Origin of the sequence: Yersinia enterocolitica (genome assembly GCA_002082245.2) — a bacterium.
In the GTDB taxonomy this organism is placed as follows: Bacteria; Pseudomonadota; Gammaproteobacteria; order Enterobacterales; family Enterobacteriaceae; genus Yersinia; species Yersinia enterocolitica_E.
Genome location: NBTC02000002.1, coordinates 1,597,856 through 1,621,594, shown reverse-complemented (window position 1 = coordinate 1,621,594; position 23,739 = coordinate 1,597,856). Strand labels below are relative to the sequence as shown.

Here is a 23,739-nt window from a genome sequence, read left to right as displayed (position 1 = left end):
ATTCAAATTGGAGTGAACATGATATACACTTCTAAAGTGGCGGTGGTACTTCCTTGTTATAAAGTAAAACAGCATATCCTTTCTGTACTTGATAAAATTGATAATTTAGTTGATAAAATCTATGTTATTGATGATTGTTGCCCAGAAAAATCTGGACAATATGTTGAAGAAAATTCACAAGATATTCGGGTGTCAGTTATTTATAATTCTGCGAATATGGGAGTTGGAGGGGCTGTACTTTCTGGTTATGCTGCCGCGATAAAAGACGGCATAGATATTGTTGTAAAGGTAGATGGTGATGGTCAAATGGACCCGCATCTTATTAAATACTTTATAGCTCCAATATCTAGAGGAGACGCAGATTACACAAAAGGAAATCGTTTTTATGATATTGATACTTTGAAGTCAATGCCGAAAGTTAGAGTTTTTGGGAACGCAGTTCTTTCATTTCTTACTAAATTCTCATCCGGATATTATAATTTATTTGATCCCACTAATGGATATACAGCTATTTCGATAACTGCACTAAAACGTTTGCCATTAGATAAAATTAGTAAGAGATATTTTTTCGAGTCAGATATTCTTTTCAGACTAAATGTAATAAGAGCAAAGGTTGTTGACATACCTATGGATGCAGTTTATGGGAATGAAGTGTCTAATTTAAATATAAAAAAAATAATGTTTCCTTTCCTTAAAGGTAACATAAATAACTTTCTTAAAAGAATTTTCTATAATTATTTTTTAAGAGGTTTTTCTATTGCATCATTAGAGCTGTTTTTTGGTGTGATGTTTTTTTCTTTTGGTGCAATTAATGGTCTTGTTTCTTGGTATAGTTCTTTGGCTACAGGTCAACCAGCCACTAGTGGTACAGTAATGTTAGCAGCATTACCAGTAATGTTAGGTGTTCAATTATTACTGTCTTTTATCCAAGCCGATGTTGAAAATCAACCCCAAATAGCACTGACACGTTTATTAAAAGATGAGCATCTACACTAAATATTCCTTATTACATACATAAAATATAGTATGTATTCTCACTTTACTCTCAGACTAAATATATTCTCTATTTAGTCTGAATTAATAAAAGCTCTCATGTTTTAAATAGAGTCCTAATGTATTTGAGGTTAAAGTAAAACTAATTTTAGATGTTCTAATAGGTGTAGATCTAGAAAAATTGATAACTCGATGTACAATCCTAGAACGGTTTTATTCCAGTTTTTCCTGCTGCGGTAACTAATTTTGAATACACCTATCCATTCTGATTATCTGATAGTTTCACCTGATTAACCATTGCGAACAGCAACTGGTCAGTTGTGCTATCTATCGCACCAATCACTACCCAGCTGACATAATCCTGAGTTAACATGTTTCCCACATCAAAAACCTGTTGGCCTCAAGGCCGGTAACAGGTGTCATCCTTCAGACAGGAGTTTTTTAATGTCCAAACAACAGATTGGCGTTGTCGGTATGGCGGTGATGGGCCGTAACCTGGCGCTCAACATCGAAAGTCGTGGCTATTCCGTTTCTATCTTTAACCGTTCATCAGACAAAACCGACGAAGTGGTTGCCGAGAACCCAGGTAAAAATCTGGTGCCGAGTTATACCGTGGAAGAGTTTGTTGATTCATTGGAAAAACCGCGTCGCATCCTGCTGATGGTGAAAGCGGGTGAAGCCACTGATAAGACTATCGCTTCACTGACTCCACATCTGGATAAAGGTGACATTCTGATTGATGGTGGTAATACTTATTACAAAGACACCATCCGCCGTAACCGCGAACTTTCTGCACAAGGCTTCAACTTTATCGGTACTGGTGTTTCCGGTGGCGAAGAGGGCGCATTGAAAGGCCCATCTATCATGCCAGGTGGCCAGAAAGAAGCCTACGAACTGGTTGCGCCTATCCTTGAGAAGATTGCTGCCCGTGCTGATGACGGTGATGCTTGTGTGGCGTATATCGGTGCCGATGGTGCCGGCCATTACGTTAAAATGGTTCACAACGGCATTGAATACGGTGACATGCAATTGATCGCAGAAGCTTATTCCCTGTTGAAACAGTCTTTAGGTTTAAGCAATGAAGAGCTGGCTAGCACCTTTGCTGAGTGGAACAAGGGAGAGCTGAACAGCTACCTGATTGATATCACCAAAGATATCTTCACCAAAAAAGACGAAGCCGGTAAATATCTGGTCGATGTGATTCTGGATGAAGCGGCGAACAAAGGCACCGGTAAATGGACCAGCCAAAGTTCTCTGGATTTGGGTGAGCCATTAACACTGATCACTGAGTCTGTGTTTGCCCGCTATTTGTCTTCTCTGAAAGATCAGCGCGTAGCTGCCTCTAAAGTACTGACTGGCCCTAAAGTGCAGCCTTTTGCCGGTGATAAAGCTGAATTTATCGAGAAAATCCGTCGTGCGTTGTATCTGGGTAAAATCGTCTCTTATGCTCAGGGCTTCTCTCAACTGAAAGCCGCTTCTGACGAAAATAACTGGGATTTGCATTACGGTGAGATCGCCAAGATTTTCCGTGCGGGTTGTATTATCCGTGCACAGTTCCTGCAAAAAATCACTGATGCATATGCAGAAAATGCAGATATTGCTAATTTGCTGTTGGCACCTTACTTCAAGCAGATCGCTGATGATTACCAGCAAGCACTGCGTGATGTAGTGTCTTATGCAGTTCAAAACGGTATCCCAACACCAACATTCTCTGCGGCGATTAATTATTACGATAGCTACCGTTCAGCCGTACTGCCAGCCAACTTGATTCAGGCGCAGCGCGACTATTTCGGTGCACATACCTATAAGCGTATTGATAAAGAAGGTGTGTTCCACACTGAGTGGCTTTAAGTTAACGGCTACTGCGCGTTCGTATTTTGATATTGGGCAGTGCTCGTCATCCTCACGTACTGAGTGTACGCTCCGGTGACTGTGCGCTGTCTGCAATCAAACTCCTTTCGCTCGCGACGCCTCAGGTGGATAAGTTATTAAATTAAGTGTGTCGCCGAGGTGACTTTAGGTAGGGTAGGTTGGAGTAACCCGCTCGCTGATTTAAAAAGTTTGTCCTAATAAAAACGCCCTCGATGCTAAGTCGAGGGCGTTTTTATGCCAATAAGAAAGCTAACTCGAAAATTACTTCTCGTGGCGTTCGCGCAGGCGTCCAATCACTTTACTCAGATTCAAATCTTGGTCTTGCAGCAACACCAGTAGGTGATAGATCAAATCCGATGCTTCGTTGGTCAACTCTTCACGGTCATTCACTGTTGCGGCGAGGGCGGTTTCTACCCCTTCTTCCCCCACTTTTTGTGCGATACGCTTAGTGCCGCTGGCATATAGCTTGGCGGTGTAAGAACTCGCTGGATCGGCTGATTTACGTGAGGCCAATAACTGTTCTAACTGGTACAAGAAGCCCCAATCGCTGGCCGCCGGGGAGAAGCAACTGTTATTGCCTAAATGACAGGTTGGGCCAATAGGATTAGCCAGAATGAGCAGGGTATCATTGTCGCAGTCGGGATAGATATTAACTACATTCAGCACGTTACCGGAGCTTTCGCCCTTGGTCCACAAACGTTGTTTGGTGCGAGAGAAAAAGGTTACCTTGCCGGTTTGCTGTGTCACCGTCAGTGCTGCCTGATTCATATACCCCATCATCAGAACTTCACCGGAAATGGTATGCTGAACGATGGCTGGCATCAGATTGTCGACTTTATCCCAATCCAGTTGGGCAATTTGTTGTTCGCTTAACACACTCTTATCTCCACGCCTTGTTCAGACAAATACTTTTTCAATTCGCCGATATTAATGATTTGTTTATGGAACACCGAGGCTGCCAGCGCACCATCGACATCTGTGTCACGGAAAGCCTCAAGGAAGTGTTCTGGGGTACCTGCACCGCCAGAGGCTATCAACGGAACATGGCAGATGGCCCGCATCTGTTTCAACTGACGTAAATCGTAGCCGTTGCGCACACCATCTTGGTTCATCATATTCAGCACAATCTCACCGGCTCCACGTAACTGGACCTCTTTGATCCAATCCTCGGTCTGCCAGGTGGTGGCTTTGGTCCGTTTTTCATCGCCAGTAAATTGATAAACCTGATAACTGTCACTTTCCGCGTCATACCAAGTATCAATACCGACGACAATGCATTGTACGCCATAGCGGTCGGCCAAACGGGTAATTAAGGTCGGATCTGCCAGCGCCGGTGAGTTGATAGAGATTTTATCGGCACCGAAGGTCAGGATCTGACCTGCATCTTCAACGCTTTTAATCCCACCCGCCACGCAGAAAGGAATATCAATCACTTCTGCGACCCGCGATACCCAGCTTTTATCGACCACACGGCCGTCAGATGACGCAGTAATATCGTAAAACACCAGCTCGTCGGCACCTTCTTGTGCATAACGCTGCGCCAGTGGCACGATGTCGCCGATGATTTCGTGATTACGGAACTGGACGCCTTTGACCACTTGGCCGTCTTTCACATCCAGACAAGGGATTATACGTTTTGCCAGCATGCGATCGCCTCCTTCACGTTAAACTTGCCGTCCAATAGCGCGCGGCCCACAATCACACCTTGCACACCACTGCCACGCAGGCGGGCAATATCATCCAGACAACCGATACCACCGGAAGCCTGGAATGCCACTTGTGGGTAGCGCTGGCACACTTCCTGATACAGTTCTACATTGGAACCACTCAGGGTGCCATCGCGGGAAATATCAGTACACAACACATGTTTTAGGCCAAACGGCAGGTATTGTTCGACGATTTGTTCCAGCGTAGCATCTGAGTTTTCCTGCCAACCGCTGATAGCCACCTGTTTGCGGCCCGCCTCATTAATTCGGACATCCAGCGCTAATACGATGGCTTCAGCGCCATAGCGCTCAAACCACTGTTGCACCATTTCTGGCTGCTTAACGGCTGTTGAACCCACGACAACCCGTGTTGCACCGGCTTCCAGCAGTGCGACCACATCTTGTTCGTTACGGATGCCGCCGCCCACCTGCACCGGGACATCTACACCGGCCAGTAACTCGCGCAGCAAGGGGATCTGACGGGCTGCCGGATCTTTGGCCCCGGTAAGATCGACCAGATGTAACACCTGAGCGCCTTGCTGCTGATAATCCTGTAAGCGGGGCAGTGGGTGATTACCGTAATCACGCTGCTGGCCGTAATCGCCTTGATGCAAACGCACTACCTTGCCTTCGATCAAATCCAAAGCGGGAATAATCATGGTGCTCACATCTCCAGAAAATTTTTCAGCAATTGGGCCCCAGCCGCACCGGAACGCTCCGGATGAAACTGCACGCCAAAGAAGTTGTCTTTTTCTACTGCGGCGGTAAATGGCTCGCCGTAATTGGCCTGGGCGATGGTATCTGGGCATATTGGCATTGCATATCCGTGCACAAAGTAGAAATAGGTCCCATCCGGGATCCCACGAAACAGATGATTACCCGCCTGTGGGGTAATCTGATTCCAGCCCATGTGTGGCAGCGGTAAACCAAAATCCATCATCTGTTTTACCGGCGTATCAATAATACCGAGAGTTTCAATACCGCCACTCTCCTCGCTGCTGGTCGCCAGCAACTGCATTCCCAGGCAGATACCCAATACCGGTTGAGTACAGCTCTTAATCAGTTCGATAAGTTCGCGTTCTTTTAACTGATCCATTGCCGCATGGGCAGTACCGACACCTGGCAGGAAAAGCTTATCTGCACGCAGTACAATCTCAGGGTCACGGCTGATAACTGGCGCGTACCCCAAACGCTGCACCGCATAGGTGACAGAGGAGAGGTTGGCGCACCCCGTATCCAGAATCACCACATTCATTACAGCACTCCTTTGGAACTTGGCAGGGTATTGCCCTCAACACGGATCGCCTGACGTAAAGTACGACCAAACACTTTAAACAGGCTCTCGACCCGGTGGTGATCGTTACGGCCTTTGGTTTTCAAGTGCAGGGTACAGGCCATGGCATAAGAGAGGGAGCGGAAGAAGTGCTCAACCATCTCAGTGCTCAGGTCACCCACGCGCTGGTAGTTAAATTCCGCTTTGTATTCCAGATGCGGGCGGCCAGAAATATCCAGCGCGCAGCGCGCCAGGCACTCGTCCATTGGTAAGACAAAACCAAAACGGCCAATACCGCGTTTGTCACCGAGCGCGTTGTTAATCGCTTCGCCCAGTGCCAGTGCCGTATCTTCTACGGTGTGGTGGTCATCAATGTAGAGATCACCGCTGACCTGAATATCCATACGGAAACCGCCGTGAGTGGCGATTTGATCCAGCATATGGTCGAAGAAGCCCACGCCGGTTTTGATCTTGCTGCCCCCTTCGCGATCGAGCCACACATTTACGTCAATGGCCGTCTCTTTGGTGACACGGTTAACATAGGCATGACGGTCTCGCTGGCTTAGCTGCTTGGCAATCTGCGACCAGTTCAAACCATCACGCTGATAACGCAAGCCGCTGATGCCCATATTGTGAGCCAATTGCAGGTCAGTTTCGCGATCGCCGATAACATAGCTATTGGCACTGTTCATCACGCCTTCAGCCAGATAACTTTCTACCAACGCGGTTTTCGGCTTACGGCAAGTACAATTATCCGCAGGCAGATGCGGGCAAATTAGCACTTGCTCGAAATTGACGCCCTGCGAGCTAAATATTTGCATCATCAGGTTATGGGGAGGATCAAACGTTTCCTGTGGGAAACTGTGAGTACCTAAGCCATCTTGATTGGTGATCATCACCAAACGATAATCCGCTTTTTGCAGTGCCAGCAAGGCCGGGATCACTTCTGGCTCCAGCGCCAGTTTGTCCAGCCGGTCAACCTGAAAGTCTTCCGGTGGCTCGGCAATCAAGGTGCCGTCTCTGTCAATAAAAAGAAATTTCTGGCTCATATCGTTTCCTTACGGAGGCTGGAGGTATTAGTGCTATTGGGGCTATCAATACCGGGCAGGGGAGCAAGGGCGGCAATCACTCGCTCACATTCCTGACGGGTGCCTACCGTAATGCGCAGGCAGTTGGATAACCCCGGTTGCTTATTTTGGTCACGCAGAATGATGCCTTGATCCCACAGTGTTTTGAACACGCTGCTGGAGGCGGTAAACCGGGCCAGTAAATAGTTACTTTCACTGGTAAATACCTGCTCAACACAGGCACAGTCTTGCAGCGCGCTTTGTAACCATGCACGGTTAGTTCGTACTTTGTTTACCCGCTGGCGCATTTGCTCAAGACCTTGTGGGCTGAGCGCTTGTGCAGCAATATCGGCCACCGGTGTAGATAACGGATAGGGCGCGATCACTTTAAGCAACAATTGGATAATATCGCTGTTGGCCAAGGTAAAGCCACAACGTAAACCGGCCAATGCAAAAGCTTTCGATAAGGTGCGCAAAATGACTAAATTCGGATAATCTTTTAGCCAACCGCTGACCGAGGCCTGTGGGCAGAACTCGATATAGGCTTCATCGATAGCCACGATAGCGCGACCTTGCGCCAGTTCCAGCACTTCACGCAGAGAGGCTGGGTTGATTAAATTGCCAGTTGGGTTATTTGGGCTGCAAACATAGATCAATTTCACTCGATCCAGGTTTTCTTTAATTGCTGGTAGATCTAACTGCCAGTCCGTGGTGGTTTGCACGGTACGCAGTTCCACACCAAAGGTTTCGGCGCTAACGGCGTACATACCATAGGTTGGCGGGCAGAAGAGTATCGCATCCTTACCTGGTTCACAGAATGCACGGATCAGCAGCTCAATACCTTCATCGGCACCACGGCTGACTAACACTTGATCAGTTTCTAAACCGGCATAGGCGGCATAACGCTCAATCACCTGTTTCGGCTGACATTCTGGATAGCGATTGAAGTTTTGTGTCGTAAGTTGGTATTCGGTTGCTAGCGGGTATTCGTTGGCATTAAGCCATACATCGCCATTACCGCCCAAACGGCGGGCAGACATATAAGGGGTCAGGGCACGGACGTTGGCACGGGCCAAATCGGTGACGTTGGTAGATTGGCTCATGCTTGCTCCTCTTGGGCGGCTGTCAAGGCCGCAACACGTAGGGTAACGGCGTTTTTGTGGGCGGTGAGTTGTTCGGCTTGCGCTAAAATTTCGATAGTCGAAGCCAGACCCAGCAAGCCCTGCGGTGTTAATTGCTGTACTGTCATTCGCTTAACAAAATCGGCCAGACCCAAACTGGAATAAGTTGAGGTATAACCATAAGTCGGTAACACGTGGTTGGTACCGGAGGCATAATCACCCGCAGATTCCGGCGACCAGTCACCCATAAAGACTGAACCGGCATTATCAATCTGATCGATAATGTCTTCCGGCTGACGGATTTGCAAAATTAAGTGTTCTGGGCCGTATTGGTTACTGATATCAATACATTGTTGCAAATCTTTGGTGACGATCAAGCGGCTGCTTTCCAGGGCCTGACGAGCGATATCAGCGCGCGATAACAATTTAAGTTGCTGCTCTACCTCAACAGCGACTGCTTGGGCAATGGCGGCATCCGGGGTCAGTAATACCACTTGTGAATCCGGCCCGTGCTCCGCTTGAGACAGCAAATCAGAGGCAATAAACGCCGGTGTAGCACCACTGTCGGCAATAACCAACACTTCTGACGGGCCAGCCGGCATGTCAATTGCAGCACCATCCAAACGTTGGCTTACCTGACGCTTCGCTTCAGTGACATACGCGTTACCGGGGCCAAAAATCTTGTTCACTTTCGGTATTGATTCGCTACCGAATGCCATGGCCGCAATCGCTTGTGCTCCACCAATCTGGAACACTTCTTTAATCCCACACAGTTGCGCGGCATACAGTATTTCATCGGCAATCGGCGGCGGGGAACATAAAATGACCCGATGGCAACCGGCAATGCGTGCTGGGGTACCGAGCATGAGTACGGTAGACAGCAGCGGAGCGGAACCACCGGGAATATACAAGCCGACGGAGGCAATCGGGCGGGTGATTTGCTGGCAGCGCACGCCCGGCTGAGTTTCAACATCTACCACTGGCATTTTCTGCGCGTTGTGGAAGGTTTCAATATTACGTACCGCTTGCGCCATGGCTTGTTTAATGTCGTCATTCAAGCGCCCGGCAGCGGCAGCTATCTCATCGCTACTGATGCGGATATCGGCAACCTGCGCCGTATCAAAGCGTTGGCTGAAATCACGCAAGGCACTATCACCCTCGGCTTTCACCCGATCAAGGATTTCGCTGACGGTTGCGGTGATTCTGTCAGAGGCATTAATTGCCGGGCGGCTAAGCAGTGCCTTTTGCTGCTCTTCACTGCATTGCTGCCAGTCGATTAGGGTATTGAAATTCGTCGGCTGCATCAGTTACTCCATCATTTTTTCAATCGGTAATACCAGAATGGAGCTGGCACCTAACGCTTTCAGCTTTTCCATTGTTTCCCAGAACAGCGTCTCGCTACTGACCATGTGCATGGCGACACGGCTCTTATCACCGGCCAATGGCAGAATAGTAGGGCGCTCGGCACCGGGTAGCAGCGTAATGATTTCGTCCAAACGTTCACTAGGTGCATGCATCATGATGTATTTGGATTCACGTGCTTGAATCACACCTTGAATACGGGTCATCAGGCGATCAATCAGTTGTTGCTTATCGGCTGGCATTTCGCCATCACGCTGAATCAGGCACGCTTTGGAGCGGTAAATGACTTCAACTTCGCGCAGGCCGTTGGCTTCCAGCGTGGCACCGGTTGACACCAAATCACAGATAACATCCGCCAAACCGGCACGTGGTGCTACTTCAACGGAACCGTTCAATAAACAGGATTTAAAGGTAACCCCTTGTTTGTCTAAGTATTGCTTTAAGATGTGCGGGTAAGAGGTGGCGATGCGCTTATTTTGCAGACATTGCGGGCCGGTATACTCGGTATCCAGTGATGCTGCCAGTGAGAGGCGACAGCCACCGAAATCCAGGCGGCGTAATGTGAAGTAACGGGGGTCTTCGCCTTGAGCACGGCGGCTCAGTAACTCTTCTTCCAGCACGTTTTCGCCAATAATCCCTAGATCAACCACCCCATCCATCACCAGTCCTGGGATATCGTCATCACGTACTCGCAGGATATCGATTGGCATATTTTCTGCAAAAGCGATCAGGCGCTGTTGTTGCAAATTGATTTTAATCCCGCAGCGCGATAACAATTCATGGCAATCATCACTCAGGCGGCCTGATTTCTGCATCGCAATGCGTAAACGTGTTTTATCCAGCATGGTAAATCCTCAATCTATTAATTAATCATATAAAATGATGAGCAACAAAAAAGCCCTCGGAAGATAATCTTCCGAGGGCTTTCTCTATTGCGTTCTACCGCCACCTGGAAGATTCGTTAACCGTCTTCCAGCACACATCGGCCTGCAAGACTAGTCAGGATGATGGTGATGATGGTGATTAAATTGAACGCAGTTCATAATAATTTCTCTGTTTGGGCGGTTTTGAGCAAATCAAAATAGCCTTGATGGATACATATAGCCATACGTGGCATAACTTCTGTCAATCAACCTAAACCATCTGCTCGGTAGCGCGCAACCTTTTTTTCGCCTGATGCATTTATTTCACCCTGGAAGGGTGCGGCTTATCAACCAGTAATGGTTTTCTACTTAGTCATTATCACTTTGTTTTATGTCAGTATAAGCATGAAATATTTACCCAGCGTCATTACACCGATTTATAGAAAGAGGCCCATAATAGAGAGTAATTGTTAGGTAACAGTAGTTGGCGTAACTTATGCGTATTACGTGTGTTATCGGTATACACCCGTCATACTTCAAGCTGCATGTGTATTAGCCGCCTTCCTGCAACTCGAATTATTTAGGGTATAGGTTATCGGTATGAATCCGTGGAGAGCAATTGAAATGAAGAAAGTAGCCATTATTGGGTTGGGCTGGCTGGGGATGCCATTGGCGCAATCATTAATCCGTCGTGGAATACAAGTGGTTGGCAGTAAGACTACGTCAGATGGTGTCGATGCCGCCAGAATGAGCGGAGTTGATTGTTTTCAATTGCAACTGACACCAGAACTGATTTGCTCTCCAGACGATCTGGAGCAACTGATGACCGCTGATGCTTTGGTCATTACCTTACCTGCCAGCCGCACCGCCGAACGTGGGGAACAATATCTTCAGGCGGTACAGATGGTGGTCGATAGCGCATTGGCTTTCGGTATGCCGCGCATTATTTTTACCAGTTCTACCTCGGTGTATGGCGAAACCCGTGGCCGAATCAAAGAGAGTTCACCGCTACAACCGGTGACCACTGCCGGTAAAACGCTGATGGAGCTAGAGCTTTGGTTGCATAAGTTACCCAATACCTCGGTGGATATCTTGCGCCTTGCCGGGCTAGTGGGCACCGATCGCCATCCTGGCCGTTTTCTGGCAGGGAAATGCGGTGTGAAAGGCGGCTCATTGGGGGTTAATCTGGTGCATCAGGAAGATGTTATTTCAGCCATCGAGTTGTTGCTTAAGCTGCCAAGGGGCGGCCATATTTATAATTTGTGTGCACCACACCATCCCGCCAAGCGTGATTTCTATCCTGAGTGCGCGCGAGCATTACAATTGACGCCACCGGAGTTTGCTGCCGAGGATATTGAGGAAGCACCACGTGAGATTGATGGCAGCAAAATTTGTAGCGAGCTGGGGTTTGAGTATCAATATCCAGACCCAAATCGAATGCCTTTGAATTAATTATCTTATCGGCTACTGCGCGTTGTCATACTGAGATTGTGCAGTGCTCGTACTCCCCACATACTGCGTGTATGCTCCGGGTACTGCGCGCTGTACGCACTCAGTCTGACTTAGTTCGCTACGCCTTGAATGTATGAGTCGATAAAACATTCGAAATAAACATCAAATATAAGAGGGCCCCTAGGCGCGGCTCACCCTTTCACTCGCCCTATCACCGCTTTTGATGGATATAGGTCAGCGCCAGCGCCATTGCCAATACCAGCCCTTTGATGATATCCATGGCATAATAAGGTACTGACAGCATCACCAGGCCGTTTTGTAATACACCCAGGATCACCGCGCCAATTAAGGTGCCAAAAGCATTAGGCTTGCCAGAACCGGCCAAAGAGAAACCGATATACGCTGCTGCCACGGCATCCATTAGGTAGCCCCCCCCGGCGTTCACCTGCGACGAGCCGATACGTGATGCCAGCAGAATGCCACCCAGTGTCGCTAACAGGGAAGAGAGCACATAGGCCAGCACCCGATAACGCACGGTACGGATACCCGCTAATCGAGCCGCTTCTGGATTGCCCCCAATTGCATACATGCGCCGGCCATGCTTGGTTAGCGACAGATACAACTGCACTACAATTGTCACCGCCAGCATAATCAGCACAATTACCGGCACTTGGCCCAGCGCTGAAAACATCTCAGGAATGACGCCTTCCGCCATATCGCCGCTGGGTAGCAACATATTTTGCGTGATAGACCCGCCATAACTGTAGGTCATCGCCACGCCCTGAATCACAAATAGACTGGCAAGGGTGGCCAGCATGTCAGGGATCTTCAGTACCACGATCAGAAACGCGTTAAACAGGCCGACCAAGGTACAAATCAGTAGCGTTAAAATAATGGCGCCAGTGGTACCAAAACCGTACCAGACAAATAGCGATACCACGATGGCATTGGCCAACGAAGCGGTGGAACCCACCGACAGATCAAAACCACCAATCGACAGCGAAATTGACACTCCAATGGCAATCACCGTCACGATGGCGATAGAGCGCAAAATATTGATAATATTGTTTGGATCGAGGAAGTTATCCGATGCCAAGCCAAATAACGCGATTAGCGCCACAACGGTGAGTAACATCCCCCATTTGTAGAGAAAATCAAAGAGCTGATGACGCCATGGTTGTGCGTCGGCTAGGGGGATTTCTTTGTTCACTGAGGGGTTCCTCCAGTAGAGAGTAGTAATAATGTCTCTTCATCAACATCGGCGGCGTTCAGTTCGGCGACAATACGCCCATCCCACAACACACAGATGCGAGAGCATAAACCGACCAATTCTGAGAATTCACCGGATGCATAAATAATGCCTTTCCCACTCTGGGCTAAAGCGTCAATCAGAGTGAACAGGTCTTGCTTGGCTTTGATGTCGACACCTTTAGTCGGTTCATCAAAAATCAGTACCTGCGCATCACCGCGCAACCACTTGCCGATCGCCACTTTCTGCTGATTGCCTCCCGATAGGCGCGCGAGTTTCTGTTGTGGTGAAGAGGTACGTATCCCAAGACGCTGAATTAACTCTTTGGCCCAATTTAGCTCCTGACGGCGGCTAAAAATACTCCAGCGGGAAAAACTGTCATCGGCCGCCACACTGAGATTCATCGCAATCCCTTCGTGGATAAAAATACCTTCTTTGCGCCGCTCTTCCGGTACCAATGCCAATCCTTGTGCGACAGATTGGTCGGGCGAGCGTGGTTTCCAGTCTTTCCCTTGTAATTCGCCACTGTCGACACGGCTGGGTGTTGCGCCAAACAACGCTTTGCACAGTTCGGTTTTCCCCGCACCGGCTAACCCAGCAATACCCAGAATTTCGCCTTCATGCAGTGTCAGGGAAATATCGCGCAATTTGTGTTGATCATGTAAACCACGTACTGCCAGCAGTGTTTTACGGCTGACCGCCGCTCGTCGAGGGGGGAAAATATCATCCAGCGTATGGCCAAGCATTTTTTCCACAATCTGCTCGCCGCTTAGCTCACCCATGGCATCATGGCTGACACGCCGCCCATCACGTAACACCGTTAATTGATCGCAAATTTCGCGTAATTCATGGATGCGATGTGAAATGAAAACGATTGCCATGCCTTCCGATTGCAAACGGCGGACTACGCGGAACAAGCGCGCGCTCTCTTCTTGATCCAGTGGTGCGGTAGGTTCATCTAAAATCAGGAAACGGCATTGGTGGGAAAGGGCGCGGGCTAATAACACCTGTTGTTTCTCTGCCAGCGTGCAGGATTCCAGACGTTGGCGCACATTTAATTTAACATCAAGTTGCCCGAGTAGCGCTTCTGCCTGACGGTAAAGCTGCGGCCAGTTAAACAGATGTCCCTGCTCCGCCAGCGTATCCAGCATAATATTTTCCGCCACAGACAGGGTGGGGATCAGCGCGACATCAACCTCTTGCTGAACCACATGGATACCCTGTTGCTTAGCTTGTCGGGGGGAATGAATATCTACCTGTTGGCCATCAATATAGATCTCACCACGATAGTGACTGTGAGCGCCGGAAAGAATAGCCATCAAGGTTGATTTTCCTGCACCATTAGCACCGACCAGTGCATGGGTGGAACCACCTTCTAGTGTAAAATCAACTTGTTGTAGTGCATGGAATCCAGAAAACGAAATAGAGATATTGCGCATCTCAAGGCGGGAGGAACTGATGCTGGACATAAATTTCTGTGACTGCCCTATAAAGTATTTTGGCGACCTACCCCTTTTTGCTATTCAGAAATAGGCTTACGATTTTTCTCAGGTCAATCAACCGGAGAAACAGGCAGTCAATAATGCTGCTGATAGCTTTCTTTTTTAACACAGTTTCTATTATTCGCAACAAACTAAAGTAGTTAAGGTATATCAAAAAATTATTAAACATTGCTAGCTTACCCCTTAAGATGAGAAAAACAGCGATAAGAACGTAATTTAAAAGGAACGCGCGATGAGCACGAATGCAATCCGGGTACAGGTAGGTCCGGCCAACTATTTTTCTTTTCCGGGTGCTATCGACAAACTGAGTGAGTTCTACCCTCCGGCGGCCCTGGATAAGGCACTGTGGATCTTTGGTGAGCGTGCTTTGGCGGCAGCCAGTGATTACTTGCCCGCCGCGTTCCACGGGCCGCAAGCGGTGCGTGCTGCGTTTTCAACCCATTGCAGTGAGTCTACTGTTGCGGATTTGGTGAAAACAGCGGGCAGTGATCGCCAGGTGGTGATCGGTATCGGCGGTGGGGCAGTATTGGATACCGCGAAAGTGGTGGCACGTAAGCTGGGGTTGCCACTGGTCGCTATCCCGACTATCGCCGCAACCTGCGCCGCCTGGACGCCACTCTCCGTCTGGTATAGCGACGCCGGGCAGGCACTGAATTTTGAAATTTTCAAAGATGCTAATCACTTAGTCTTAGTTGAACCGCGCATCATTTTGCAAGCACCGGTGGAATATCTGCTGGCAGGTATTGGCGATACCTTGGCAAAATGGTACGAAGCCGTGGTACTTAGCCCACAGCCGGAAACTTTATCTCTCACCGTTCGCCTCGGATTACAGGCTGCGTTGGATATTCGTAATGTGCTGCTAAAGCAAAGTGAAGCCGCGTTACGGGCGGTTAAGCAAGCTGAACTGACACAGGACTTTCTGGATGTGGTGGATGCGATTATTGCCGGGGGCGGCATGGTCGGTGGGTTGGGGGAGCGTAATACCCGGGTGGCGGCGGCACATGCAGTGCACAATGGCCTGACTCTGTTGCCCCAAACCGAACATTTTCTGCATGGCACCAAAGTGGCCTATGGGATTTTGGTCCAGACAGCCCTGCTGGAGCAGGATGAGGCATTACAGTCATTGATTGTGGCGTTTAAAAAGTTGGGTTTGCCAACCCATTTAGCGGCGCTGGATGTTGATATTAATGATCGCGATGCTATTGAGCGGGTGATTGGTCGAATTCTGAAGCCGAGTGAATCAATTCATTATCTGCCTATTGCATTGAATTCAGACAAACTGTGGGCGGCAATTGAGCGAGTAGAAATGGCCGCTCAGCGCTGATAGCACGCGGGAATAGCCGTTTAGATCAAACTGTCATAAGAATATTGTTTCAAGTGCTTTAACATCTTGTTTTTTGCTCTCAACTTAGGGCAGAATACGCGCCATGCAATAACCGACGTTTAAACGCGTCGGTTATTTTTTTGCATTCATGTTTTCACAAATCAAGAGGCCGGACAACGATCCGGATAGATAAACAGGTCCGCGAGCGATTATTCACATACTGAAATCGCCGTTATGAGGAAAGAAAGATGGGGCAATTATTCACACTGGCACCGGTGCCCACCGGTATGCGCTGCACATGCAGCGATTATGGCGCAGCAGGTATGGCAAATACCCGTTACTCCGCTCTTATTTCCCCACTTACGTATCCCAGGCAGATACGAAGTTTCCCCGTCACCTCTAACCTGTGCGCTACACTTGCGAATCGGGTTAAAGGTATGGGGAGGCTGAATCATGACGCATAACGCTACTGTTGCAGTCGGTACTAACCAAACGGGTACCAACAACCGCGTCCAACTCAGAAAAACACTGACACTGGTCCAAGTGGTGATGATGGGTCTGGCTTATTTACAGCCGATGACCATTTTCGATACTTTTGGCATTGTTTCCGGTTTGACCGATGGTCATGTCGCGACCTCTTACGCCATTGCGTTGATTGCGGTGCTGTTCACGGCAATCAGCTATGGCAAACTGGTTAAACGCTTCCCGTCTGCGGGGTCGGCGTATACTTACGCCCAGAAATCCATTAGTCCGAATGTTGGCTTTATGGTGGGTTGGTCATCACTGCTGGACTATCTGTTCATGCCGATGATTAATATTCTGTTGGCAAAAATTTACCTCGAAGCGATTTTCCCTGGTGTGCCATCGTGGATTTTTGTTGGCGCGCTGGTCAGCCTGATGACGCTGTTTAACCTGCGTGGCATCAACGTGGTGGCAAACTTGAACTCGGTTATTGTTGTGGTTCAGGTGGCTATCATGGTGGTCTTTATGGGGCTATTGATTCATGGTGTTTATCAGGGCGAAGGTGCGGGCACATTGGTAAGCCCACGCCCGTTCTATTCTGAAAATGCCCATTTGGTGCCGATGATAACTGGGGCCACGATACTGTGCTTCTCATTCCTGGGTTTCGACGGCATCAGTTCATTGTCTGAAGAAACCCCCAATGCCGGTAAAGTGATCCCGAAAGCGATTTTCTTGACGGCATTGATTGGCGGCGTGATCTTTATTGTGGTGTCTTATTTCTTACAGCTCTATTTCCCGGATATTTCGCGCTTCACTGATCCTGATGCGTCACAGCCGGAAATTATGCTGTTTGTTGCTGGCAAATTCTTCCAGTCAGTTATCTTGTGCTTCTCCTGTGTCACGGTATTGGCATCAGGGATGGCGGCACATGCTGGCGTTTCGCGTCTGCTGTATGTGATGGGCCGCGATGGGGTATTCCCAGAAAAAATATTTGGTTACGTACACCCGAAATGGCGGACTCCGGCAATCAACGTACTGTTGGTTGGTGGCGTGGCATTGTCTGCTATTTCCTTTGATCTGGTGACGGCGACCGCATTGATTAACTTCGGTGCGCTGGTGGCCTTTACCTTCGTGAACCTGTCAGTGATTTCACAGTTCTATATCCGTGAACGCCGTAACAAAACGTTTAAGGATCATTTCAGCTACCTGATTCTGCCAATGATTGGTGCAGGAACGGTGGGGGTGCTGTGGATGAATCTGGAAAGCAGTTCAATGACACTGGGACTGGTGTGGGGCGCGATTGGCCTGGCTTATATGGTCTGGAAAACCCGTGCTTTCCGTCAGGCTCTGCCTCAGTTTAATGGCGAACTGGCACAGTAATCGCATTTAATATTGCGCAATTGCTGACTAAAACGGAGCCTGATGGCTCTGTTTTTTATTGGATAATTTGCTGCCACAGCCCTAGCTCACTAAGCCTCTGGCATACTCAAACAGTGCTTTCAGCAGTGCCAGCTTCTCTTTATCATCTTCATACTGGTTATAGAATTGTTCCAGTTGCAGCACGTAGTCCTGCACTCTTTCAGGATTGAGGGCTTCGCGGCGATGTTCCAGCCAACGCTGTTGCTCACTGTCAGTCAGCGTATTGGGGTAATTACGGGCGCGAAAGCGGAAAAATAGCGCTTCCAGCCGTGGATCTTGAAAGGTCAAATCCAGTGCGGGCAGGTTTTGCGGTTCAGTTTGTAAAATGATCTTCATGGTGGCGCGGTCGGCATCGCTGAAGAAGCCATTATACAGTTGTGCATCGACATCATCGGATACCGCAAAAGGTTCGGCTTCGGCGAACAGTGCCACCACTTTTTCACGTACTTGCGGATTTTGCCGCAATAATTGCAAATTTTGCAGGCAACGTTGGCGATCAATGCCCAAACGATCAGCATTTTCCGGTAATAAAGTTTTAGCGGGAGCCAGTACCGGGCATTTATTGATGTGCACCAGTTTCAGTGGCACCGCTGCATCTTGTGCATTGAGTTTGTCGCGGCGGGTATATAGACGCTCGCGCAGTGTATCGCTATCCAACGCCAGCAATGGCGACATATCACCGGCCAGGTCACACATAATCACCGCATTTTTATTCTCAGGATGCCATGCCAGCGGCGCAACCCAACTGGTATTGCCTCGTGCCGCGCCAAACATGCCGGAGACATGAACCAACGGCGTCATCTCCGCGATATCAATCAGTGCGTTTATTTTATGCTTACTGCGGTGTTGATATAAATAGTCGAATAGGCGGGGTTGCGCCTGTTTGACCAATTTCGCCATCGCAATGGTGGCATGCACATCTGACATCGCATCATGGGCATGCAAATGCTCAACACCATTGGCTTTGGTCAGATGCTCAAGCTTGAAACTCGGCAGGCCATCTTCATTTTCCGGCCAGACAATACCTTCTGGGCGCAGGGCGTAACACGCCCGCATCACATCTAACAGATCCCAGCGGGAATTCCCTCCTTGCCAGCTATAGGCATAGGGATCGTAAAAATTGCGGTAGAAAATATTGCGACTAACTTCATCATCAAAACGAATATTGTTGTAACCGAGGATACAAGTGCCCGGCACATTGAAAGCCTGATGGATTTGGCGGGCAAATTCTGCCTCATTCACGCCATTGGCTAAGGCATGCTGTGGCGTGATACCGGTTATCATCACAGCCTCTGGCTGTGGCAGATAGTCATCGGCGGGAGCACAGTAAATGACCAATGGCTCTTCGATAATGTTGAAATCCAAATCGGTGCGCACCCCGGCAAACTGGGCCGGCCGGTCCAATGCCGGACGCTGACCAAAAGTCTCGTAATCGTGAATGTAAAACGTCTTTTGTATTGGCTTGTCTTTCACTGTATTTATATGCTCTTTGTTTGCCAAGTTTGTACATTAATTTCAATGGGTTAATGTGACTTATGTATTTGTGCGTAATTCAATGTATGTGTTTGTATATTGATGTTTAAGATAGTCCATGTGATATTGAGTACCAAGTTAGTACAAAATCACTATTAATGTTGAGTACAAAAAATAAAATGGCTATCAGTGATACAAAATTACGCGCTCTGTATGGTAAACCATATTCAGGAGCACCAGAAGTAACGGATTTGGATGGGCTTGGGATAAGGGTATCACCAAAGGGCGTAATAACTTTTCAGTATCGCTTTCGATGGGAAGGTAAGCAACACCGTATTGGTTTGGGGCGATACCCGGCTGTAACGTTAAAAGACGCAAGAAACAAAGTTGCTGACTTCCGTGAGAACTTAGCTCGAGGATTAGATCCACGATTGCTCACCAGTCAAAACAAAAACATAAAAAGCCCAACAGTTAAAGACTGCCTTACATACTGGGAAGAGACATACGTGAGCGTCTCCTTAAGGGATAAGACGCAGCAGCTTTATAGATGTACCGTCATAAAGAACATGTCTAACGCTTTCCCTGGTGTGCCTATTGATGAAATAACAGTTAGAAACTGGATGGATTTATTTACTGAAGAAGAAAAAATAAACCAGCGCCGCGCTCGTCATCTTTTAGTACAACTTCGGTCAGCGATTAATTGGTGTATCAGGCGTCAATTTATTGATGGCTGTAGCCTTATGAAAATCAGCCCTCGAGATATAGGTGAGAAACCAGCGGTAGGGGACAAGGTTCTTACTTACAATGAATTGGCTCGCATATGGCTGGCTATCGAACGTAGCAGGGCGTCAACATCTAATAAGCTGCTTCATCAGATGCTCATGTTGTGGGGCGCAAGGAATGGAGAATTAAGGCTGTCAGAACTTAGTGATTTTAACGAAGAAGACAAGCTTTGGATTGTTCCGGCCGAAAAATCCAAAACGAATAAAATAATTCGTCGGCCAATCTTCAGCCAGGTACTCCCTCTCTTTGAAAAGGCAAAACTGACTTACGGAAACGTACTATTCCCAGGGCAAAAGCTTAATGCTCCAATGACGATAGCTGCTGCTAATCGTTATATTGGCAGGATTAGGAACGTTGTTAATGCAGGGGTATGGACAGCGCATGATTTCCGCCGAACCCTCGCAACTAGATTGTCTGAAGAAGGGGTGGCCCCGCATGTAATTGAAAAAATGCTGGGCCACGAACTAGGCGGCATCATGGCTGTTTATAACAAGCATGACTGGATTGAAGAACAGCGCGAAGCTTATGAACTGTATGCCGAGAAGATATTTTGGCATATTAAGAAGCTCGCTGGTTAACCCCGCCGTTGAGTATCCATTGCTCGACCTCTGCCAGTAAGTATTGCTTTGGGTGCGTCCTCACTGGTAGAGGAAAATTATAAATCTTTGTGTACTTCCAGATTGTCATGCGAGAAGAGATCCTGAGCTTAGCCATCACTTCTTTCTCTTCAATCATATCGGTGCTAGACATCAGATACCTCCATAACAAAATCAGTAATAATGGCTTCAGCCATTGCCGCCCACCAGTGCCAATGCCCGTAGCAATCAGCTTCGTCTTCTGCCTCAGTAACCCGCTCGAATGGTGCACCGTTCCACTTGCCTGTACATTTAAATTTCATTTGGCACCGCCAAGTGAAGGTATTGCGATATCACAACACCCGTACCAGTCATCATGGATATCGGCTTTCTTACCCATTAGTGGCCCCCTTGCGATAGCCAGCTGCCAGAATAGACTTAGCGATATAAGCGAAATTAGGTTTGCCTGGGTGGGCTTTCTCATCATCGTGAAGTACCTCACCGAACAATTCGTTCAGCTCCCCTTCTAAAACTTCATTTAAATTCTTAGGCCAACACTCATAGGGCAAATCCAGGCCAACATATGCAGAGATAGAATCAATGGTCAGCACTACCAGCTCTTCGGATGTACGTTCTGGTTTGCGATAACCTGCTTTCCAGATAGCATCGGTCATATCACTAGGGTCGCCGCAGGCCGATTTAATGATGCTAGCCAGTTCAAACACGTTGCTTTCTACCATTGCATGTTCTCCCCCAGCTCACTGGCCACCGCTTCCGGCCCCATATCCTGAATCATTTCACCGAACCGATTAAGGCAAGCGTTAATCCACTGAATACCGCGAGGCTTTAGGGTGGCAATTGTTCCCCAATTAATGAAATAGCCTCTTGGTGTTTTTTCCATCTCCTTCCAGTCTAAAATGGCGTGGTAGCGCTTTATTCGCCGCTCCGCTGACGTCTCATTACCTTCAAGGTATGTACCAATAAAACCGCGTAACGAGGTGCGGTCTATGGCAAAGTCCCCGTACTTATGGCGATATACGGGTCGGCGATGTTTTGCAATCTGGTGATACATATAGGCTTCGCAAATTAAGTTCAAAACAAATTGTTCATAATCACAAAGTCGTTTTTGTTGGATTTTTGTCATTACCGTTTCACCTCAGCCAGAACCACCTTATAGGCATGCATGATCAGCGGCGTACGTCCGGTAATAACGGTTGTGCGACGAATGAAGCCTTTATTTTTTGTCTGAACACTGCCGATACGCAGCAAAACAGCATCCACGCAGCGGTTATGCTGGCGAACATAAGGCAACCAGCTAGTAAGTGTCAGTGATGCAGTTACGCCATGATCGATATAGCTGATATTCATTGCGCCTTCTCCCCATCGTTATTTCCAGATTTCAGGCGCAAGGTGAAGCCGCCAAACACTGGATGCTGCCATCGTTTAAGTTTGCCGGTGGGCGGCGTGGACTCATCAAGCAAGGTTTGAGCCGCCGCCATAAATGACTCACGGTGGATCTGCAAATGGCCTCGCTCACCATTGGTCAGTCGTGTCGGTAACTTCGAGAACGTAGTCAATCGGCGGCAGGCATCATCTGATAACCCACAAGCCCACGACAGATCAGACACAAGGGCATATTCAGATTGTCCGCTATCTGGCGTGTGGTGGCTGACCTGCAAGGCTTCTGGTGCTGGTGGCGCGATAGCTACAACTGGTTCAACTACGGGTTGGTACTTCTGAATGCCAACAATATCAATTACCGCTTTCATTGTTGCCGATGCGGTTGCTTCTGCCACAACGCGAGCCAGGGAAAGAATGTCATTGTTCATGCTGTTTTCCTGGGGTGCTGGCTGTACTGCGATGCGTGGTTGCTCCAGTTCTTCCTTCATAGCTCGCCATTGTTTAACCATCGACATACGACGGAGGGCGTCATAGCCAGTCGCAAGGCATTGCGAGTGTTCAAAGTCAAGAAAGTATTCCCATGCATTAGGATTAGTCATATCGTAATGAACGCAACTAACCCCTTGATTCGTAAGGTTGAGCAGATTTGCGCTACGGATGTAGTCCTTCTCTTCGCCCCCGTAAAGCTGCACAAGCATGACGCGAATATCACGACAGACTTCTTTGTGTTCTTTAAGGACTACCACCGCTATTTCACGGCTTCCCATCATTGGATTATTGCTATTGGTGCTAATTAACTGACTCATTTTGTTAGTCCTCATTATCCTGAATAAACCCGCTATGCACCGAAGTGGCCTTTTCATTAGCAATCAGAACGCACTGTTCAAATTCTTCCGCTGTTACTCGTTGCCGTAATGCTTGAATCAAAAAGTGGTCTTTCGAAATATGCAGATTGATATTCCTTTCTTTTTCCTTCTGCCTTAAAACAGATAGCTGCCCGCAAATCTGAGTCCTGATCCAATGCCACGTTTTATGTGCGGTAGTGGCTCGGATATACCAGTCACTGGCCTTATCACTGGCTTTAGTTAGTTGTGACTCAATTCTGTCCAGAGTGGCGTTAGCAACATTCAATGCCTCAAGGTGGTCTGTAATCGTCAGTAGCGATCCAACATCAATGCGCTCCTGGTTTTTTGCTTTGCTTATTCCCATCACTTAAACCCCCAATTCTTTGTTGTATCGCTGGTGGCTCATGGCCTCCCAGTGCTGCCCGCCGTCTTTCGATAACAACCGCCAGCGGTGGGTAATGCGTAAAGACAGATAGCCATGTTGATACGTGCGGCGAGGGCGAACAGCTCCACGGCGGTACCGGTTTAAAATCTGAGTGGCCCCGATGTAGATACGAAGCGGAATGCGGTTACCTGATAGCGTCATGATTTCACCGCGCTGGTGGCTGGCTTGTCAGATGCGCAGATCGACTCTTCTATCAGGTCATCCATGAATGCATGCCCCACAGAGGACATACCGCCCATTTTCTTTAAGCAGGATTGATAGAGTTCCAGGATGCGGCCACTTGCCGTTGCTTTCCCCAACCCCTCGATCGCTACTAGTTCGTATTGCTCCAGCGCCCGGGTTAGTACTTCAGTGGTCAATTGAACTGAAATGATTTTCCCCGTGGGTGATTTTTTAATTACGCAGGTGCTGCCGGTATTCCGTTGCAATGAATCCAGCTTTGCGGTTACCAGTCGGTTGCGATATCTGCCAATTAATTCAAGATTGCTCATATTCGAATTACCTTATTTTTCGGCCTTTAGGTGTGGGGAGTCCTAACCCGAAGGCCATAGT

At 48.3% G+C, this 23,739-nt stretch carries 27 protein-coding genes; 8 read left to right on the top strand and 19 right to left on the bottom strand.

The window, feature by feature from the left end:
• Positions 1-18: 18 nt before the first annotated feature.
• From A6J66_008860 to A6J66_008850, 3 genes are all read left to right on the top strand, one after another.
• Complete coding sequence (locus A6J66_008860; protein PNM24292.1) at positions 19-996, top strand: glycosyltransferase family 2 protein; 978 nt, start codon at positions 19-21, stop codon at positions 994-996.
• A gap of 441 nt (positions 997-1,437) precedes the next feature.
• Positions 1,438-2,844, top strand: a complete 1,407-nt coding sequence (locus tag A6J66_008855) for an NADP-dependent phosphogluconate dehydrogenase (protein ID PNM24291.1) — start codon at positions 1,438-1,440, stop codon at positions 2,842-2,844.
• A 26-nt stretch (positions 2,845-2,870) separates the two neighbouring features.
• Positions 2,871-2,990 (top strand): DNA metabolism protein, encoded by a 120-nt coding sequence (locus tag A6J66_008850; GenBank protein ID PNM24290.1) that lies wholly within the window; start codon positions 2,871-2,873, stop codon positions 2,988-2,990.
• A 136-nt stretch (positions 2,991-3,126) separates the two neighbouring features.
• Here the strand turns inward: A6J66_008850 and A6J66_008845 are convergent, their stop codons facing one another.
• Genes A6J66_008845 through A6J66_008810 form a run of 8 tightly spaced genes read right to left on the bottom strand, consistent with a single transcriptional unit; the run spans position 3,127 to position 10,239 of the window.
• On the bottom strand, positions 3,127-3,741 hold the full coding sequence (locus A6J66_008845; GenBank protein ID PNM24289.1) for a bifunctional phosphoribosyl-AMP cyclohydrolase/phosphoribosyl-ATP diphosphatase HisIE: 615 nt from the start codon (positions 3,739-3,741) through the stop codon (positions 3,127-3,129).
• Complete coding sequence (hisF, locus tag A6J66_008840; protein PNM24288.1) at positions 3,735-4,511, bottom strand: imidazole glycerol phosphate synthase subunit HisF; 777 nt, start codon at positions 4,509-4,511, stop codon at positions 3,735-3,737. The genes A6J66_008845 and hisF overlap by 7 nt, the downstream gene beginning before the upstream one ends.
• A complete protein-coding gene (gene hisA / locus A6J66_008835; GenBank protein PNM24287.1) occupies positions 4,493-5,230 on the bottom strand; it encodes a 1-(5-phosphoribosyl)-5-[(5-phosphoribosylamino)methylideneamino]imidazole-4-carboxamide isomerase in 738 nt (245 codons plus the stop codon). Before hisA ends, hisF begins: the two co-directional genes overlap by 19 nt.
• Before the next feature lie 5 nt (positions 5,231-5,235).
• Positions 5,236-5,826 carry an imidazole glycerol phosphate synthase subunit HisH gene (gene hisH, locus A6J66_008830; protein ID PNM24286.1) on the bottom strand — a complete coding sequence of 197 codons (591 nt, stop codon included), beginning with the start codon at positions 5,824-5,826 and terminating at the stop codon, positions 5,236-5,238.
• Positions 5,826-6,893 carry a bifunctional histidinol-phosphatase/imidazoleglycerol-phosphate dehydratase HisB gene (locus A6J66_008825; protein ID PNM24285.1) on the bottom strand — a complete coding sequence of 356 codons (1,068 nt, stop codon included), beginning with the start codon at positions 6,891-6,893 and terminating at the stop codon, positions 5,826-5,828. The genes hisH and A6J66_008825 overlap by 1 nt, the downstream gene beginning before the upstream one ends.
• Complete coding sequence (locus A6J66_008820) at positions 6,890-8,014, bottom strand: histidinol-phosphate transaminase (protein PNM24284.1); 1,125 nt, start codon at positions 8,012-8,014, stop codon at positions 6,890-6,892. Before A6J66_008820 ends, A6J66_008825 begins: the two co-directional genes overlap by 4 nt.
• Positions 8,011-9,336, bottom strand: a complete 1,326-nt coding sequence (hisD, locus tag A6J66_008815) for a histidinol dehydrogenase (protein PNM24283.1) — start codon at positions 9,334-9,336, stop codon at positions 8,011-8,013. Before hisD ends, A6J66_008820 begins: the two co-directional genes overlap by 4 nt.
• A gap of 3 nt (positions 9,337-9,339) precedes the next feature.
• Entirely contained in the window at positions 9,340-10,239 is a 900-nt protein-coding gene (locus tag A6J66_008810) for an ATP phosphoribosyltransferase (GenBank protein PNM24282.1), read from the bottom strand.
• 642 nt (positions 10,240-10,881) lie between these two features.
• Here A6J66_008810 and A6J66_008805 point away from each other — a divergent pair.
• Positions 10,882-11,709 (top strand): SDR family NAD(P)-dependent oxidoreductase, encoded by an 828-nt coding sequence (locus A6J66_008805; GenBank protein PNM24281.1) that lies wholly within the window; start codon positions 10,882-10,884, stop codon positions 11,707-11,709.
• 211 nt (positions 11,710-11,920) lie between these two features.
• Here the strand turns inward: A6J66_008805 and A6J66_008800 are convergent, their stop codons facing one another.
• Together A6J66_008800 and A6J66_008795 are read right to left on the bottom strand one after the other, a co-directional pair.
• Positions 11,921-12,919 carry a sugar ABC transporter permease gene (locus A6J66_008800; protein ID PNM24280.1) on the bottom strand — a complete coding sequence of 333 codons (999 nt, stop codon included), beginning with the start codon at positions 12,917-12,919 and terminating at the stop codon, positions 11,921-11,923.
• Entirely contained in the window at positions 12,916-14,427 is a 1,512-nt protein-coding gene (locus tag A6J66_008795; protein PNM24279.1) for a sugar ABC transporter ATP-binding protein, read from the bottom strand. The genes A6J66_008800 and A6J66_008795 overlap by 4 nt, the downstream gene beginning before the upstream one ends.
• Positions 14,428-14,692: 265 nt before the next feature.
• Between A6J66_008795 and A6J66_008790 the strand changes: the two genes are divergently transcribed.
• The 3 genes from A6J66_008790 to A6J66_008780 all read left to right on the top strand — a co-directional run bounded on the left by A6J66_008790 (position 14,693) and on the right by A6J66_008780 (position 17,626).
• Positions 14,693-15,784 (top strand): oxidoreductase, encoded by a 1,092-nt coding sequence (locus tag A6J66_008790; protein ID PNM24278.1) that lies wholly within the window; start codon positions 14,693-14,695, stop codon positions 15,782-15,784.
• Positions 15,785-16,032: 248 nt separating this feature from the next.
• The gene (locus A6J66_008785) at positions 16,033-16,248 is read left to right on the top strand and encodes a hypothetical protein (GenBank protein PNM24277.1); all 216 of its coding nucleotides are present in this window, start codon (positions 16,033-16,035) and stop codon (positions 16,246-16,248) included.
• A complete protein-coding gene (locus A6J66_008780) occupies positions 16,238-17,626 on the top strand; it encodes an APC family permease (GenBank protein ID PNM24276.1) in 1,389 nt (462 codons plus the stop codon). Before A6J66_008785 ends, A6J66_008780 begins: the two co-directional genes overlap by 11 nt.
• An 81-nt stretch (positions 17,627-17,707) precedes the next feature.
• On the opposite strand, the gene A6J66_008775 is transcribed toward A6J66_008780, so the two are convergent.
• Positions 17,708-19,138: an exodeoxyribonuclease I gene (locus A6J66_008775; GenBank protein PNM24275.1), complete on the bottom strand. Its 1,431-nt coding sequence runs from the start codon at positions 19,136-19,138 to the stop codon at positions 17,708-17,710.
• 179 nt (positions 19,139-19,317) lie between these two features.
• On the opposite strand from A6J66_008775, the gene A6J66_008770 reads away from it, so the two are divergent.
• Positions 19,318-20,499, top strand: coding sequence for a DUF4102 domain-containing protein (locus A6J66_008770; GenBank protein PNM26951.1), 1,182 nt, complete (start codon positions 19,318-19,320; stop codon positions 20,497-20,499).
• Here A6J66_008770 and A6J66_008765 read toward each other — a convergent pair.
• From A6J66_008765 to A6J66_008730, 8 genes are all read right to left on the bottom strand, one after another.
• The gene (locus A6J66_008765; GenBank protein ID PNM24274.1) at positions 20,480-20,671 is read right to left on the bottom strand and encodes an AlpA family transcriptional regulator; all 192 of its coding nucleotides are present in this window, start codon (positions 20,669-20,671) and stop codon (positions 20,480-20,482) included. The genes A6J66_008770 and A6J66_008765 overlap by 20 nt on opposite strands.
• A gap of 217 nt (positions 20,672-20,888) precedes the next feature.
• Positions 20,889-21,236, bottom strand: a complete 348-nt coding sequence (locus A6J66_008760; GenBank protein ID PNM24273.1) for a hypothetical protein — start codon at positions 21,234-21,236, stop codon at positions 20,889-20,891.
• Positions 21,230-21,640, bottom strand: a complete 411-nt coding sequence (locus A6J66_008755; GenBank protein ID PNM24272.1) for a hypothetical protein — start codon at positions 21,638-21,640, stop codon at positions 21,230-21,232. Before A6J66_008755 ends, A6J66_008760 begins: the two co-directional genes overlap by 7 nt.
• Positions 21,640-21,864: a hypothetical protein gene (locus A6J66_008750; protein ID PNM24271.1), complete on the bottom strand. Its 225-nt coding sequence runs from the start codon at positions 21,862-21,864 to the stop codon at positions 21,640-21,642. Before A6J66_008750 ends, A6J66_008755 begins: the two co-directional genes overlap by 1 nt.
• Positions 21,861-22,760 carry a hypothetical protein gene (locus A6J66_008745; protein ID PNM24270.1) on the bottom strand — a complete coding sequence of 300 codons (900 nt, stop codon included), beginning with the start codon at positions 22,758-22,760 and terminating at the stop codon, positions 21,861-21,863. Before A6J66_008745 ends, A6J66_008750 begins: the two co-directional genes overlap by 4 nt.
• Positions 22,708-23,109 carry a hypothetical protein gene (locus tag A6J66_008740; GenBank protein PNM24269.1) on the bottom strand — a complete coding sequence of 134 codons (402 nt, stop codon included), beginning with the start codon at positions 23,107-23,109 and terminating at the stop codon, positions 22,708-22,710. Before A6J66_008740 ends, A6J66_008745 begins: the two co-directional genes overlap by 53 nt.
• Entirely contained in the window at positions 23,110-23,328 is a 219-nt protein-coding gene (locus tag A6J66_008735) for a hypothetical protein (GenBank protein ID PNM24268.1), read from the bottom strand.
• Complete coding sequence (locus tag A6J66_008730; protein ID PNM24267.1) at positions 23,325-23,678, bottom strand: hypothetical protein; 354 nt, start codon at positions 23,676-23,678, stop codon at positions 23,325-23,327. Before A6J66_008730 ends, A6J66_008735 begins: the two co-directional genes overlap by 4 nt.
• Between the last annotated feature and the right edge of the window lie 61 nt (positions 23,679-23,739).

Bases quoted from the DNA above. Each gene is read 5' to 3' on its own strand.
- A6J66_008855 (PNM24291.1), top strand. From the start codon at position 1,438: ATGTCCAAACAACAGATTGGCGTTGTCGGTATGGCGGTGATGGGCCGT.
- A6J66_008765 (PNM24274.1), bottom strand. From the start codon at position 20,671: ATGTCTAGCACCGATATGATTGAAGAGAAAGAAGTGATGGCTAAGCTC.
- A6J66_008860 (PNM24292.1), top strand. From the start codon at position 19: ATGATATACACTTCTAAAGTGGCGGTGGTACTTCCTTGTTATAAAGTA.
- A6J66_008755 (PNM24272.1), bottom strand. From the start codon at position 21,640: ATGACAAAAATCCAACAAAAACGACTTTGTGATTATGAACAATTTGTT.
- A6J66_008730 (PNM24267.1), bottom strand. From the start codon at position 23,678: ATGAGCAATCTTGAATTAATTGGCAGATATCGCAACCGACTGGTAACC.
- A6J66_008790 (PNM24278.1), top strand. From the start codon at position 14,693: ATGAGCACGAATGCAATCCGGGTACAGGTAGGTCCGGCCAACTATTTT.
- A6J66_008750 (PNM24271.1), bottom strand. From the start codon at position 21,864: ATGAATATCAGCTATATCGATCATGGCGTAACTGCATCACTGACACTT.
- A6J66_008825 (PNM24285.1), bottom strand. From the start codon at position 6,893: ATGAGCCAGAAATTTCTTTTTATTGACAGAGACGGCACCTTGATTGCC.
- A6J66_008780 (PNM24276.1), top strand. From the start codon at position 16,238: ATGACGCATAACGCTACTGTTGCAGTCGGTACTAACCAAACGGGTACC.
- A6J66_008810 (PNM24282.1), bottom strand. From the start codon at position 10,239: ATGCTGGATAAAACACGTTTACGCATTGCGATGCAGAAATCAGGCCGC.
- A6J66_008785 (PNM24277.1), top strand. From the start codon at position 16,033: ATGGGGCAATTATTCACACTGGCACCGGTGCCCACCGGTATGCGCTGC.
- hisH (PNM24286.1), bottom strand. From the start codon at position 5,826: ATGAATGTGGTGATTCTGGATACGGGGTGCGCCAACCTCTCCTCTGTC.
- A6J66_008805 (PNM24281.1), top strand. From the start codon at position 10,882: ATGAAGAAAGTAGCCATTATTGGGTTGGGCTGGCTGGGGATGCCATTG.
- A6J66_008820 (PNM24284.1), bottom strand. From the start codon at position 8,014: ATGAGCCAATCTACCAACGTCACCGATTTGGCCCGTGCCAACGTCCGT.
- A6J66_008745 (PNM24270.1), bottom strand. From the start codon at position 22,760: ATGAAAAGGCCACTTCGGTGCATAGCGGGTTTATTCAGGATAATGAGG.
- A6J66_008770 (PNM26951.1), top strand. From the start codon at position 19,318: ATGGCTATCAGTGATACAAAATTACGCGCTCTGTATGGTAAACCATAT.
- hisA (PNM24287.1), bottom strand. From the start codon at position 5,230: ATGATTATTCCCGCTTTGGATTTGATCGAAGGCAAGGTAGTGCGTTTG.
- hisF (PNM24288.1), bottom strand. From the start codon at position 4,511: ATGCTGGCAAAACGTATAATCCCTTGTCTGGATGTGAAAGACGGCCAA.
- A6J66_008735 (PNM24268.1), bottom strand. From the start codon at position 23,328: ATGACGCTATCAGGTAACCGCATTCCGCTTCGTATCTACATCGGGGCC.
- A6J66_008760 (PNM24273.1), bottom strand. From the start codon at position 21,236: ATGGTAGAAAGCAACGTGTTTGAACTGGCTAGCATCATTAAATCGGCC.
- hisD (PNM24283.1), bottom strand. From the start codon at position 9,336: ATGCAGCCGACGAATTTCAATACCCTAATCGACTGGCAGCAATGCAGT.
- A6J66_008795 (PNM24279.1), bottom strand. From the start codon at position 14,427: ATGTCCAGCATCAGTTCCTCCCGCCTTGAGATGCGCAATATCTCTATT.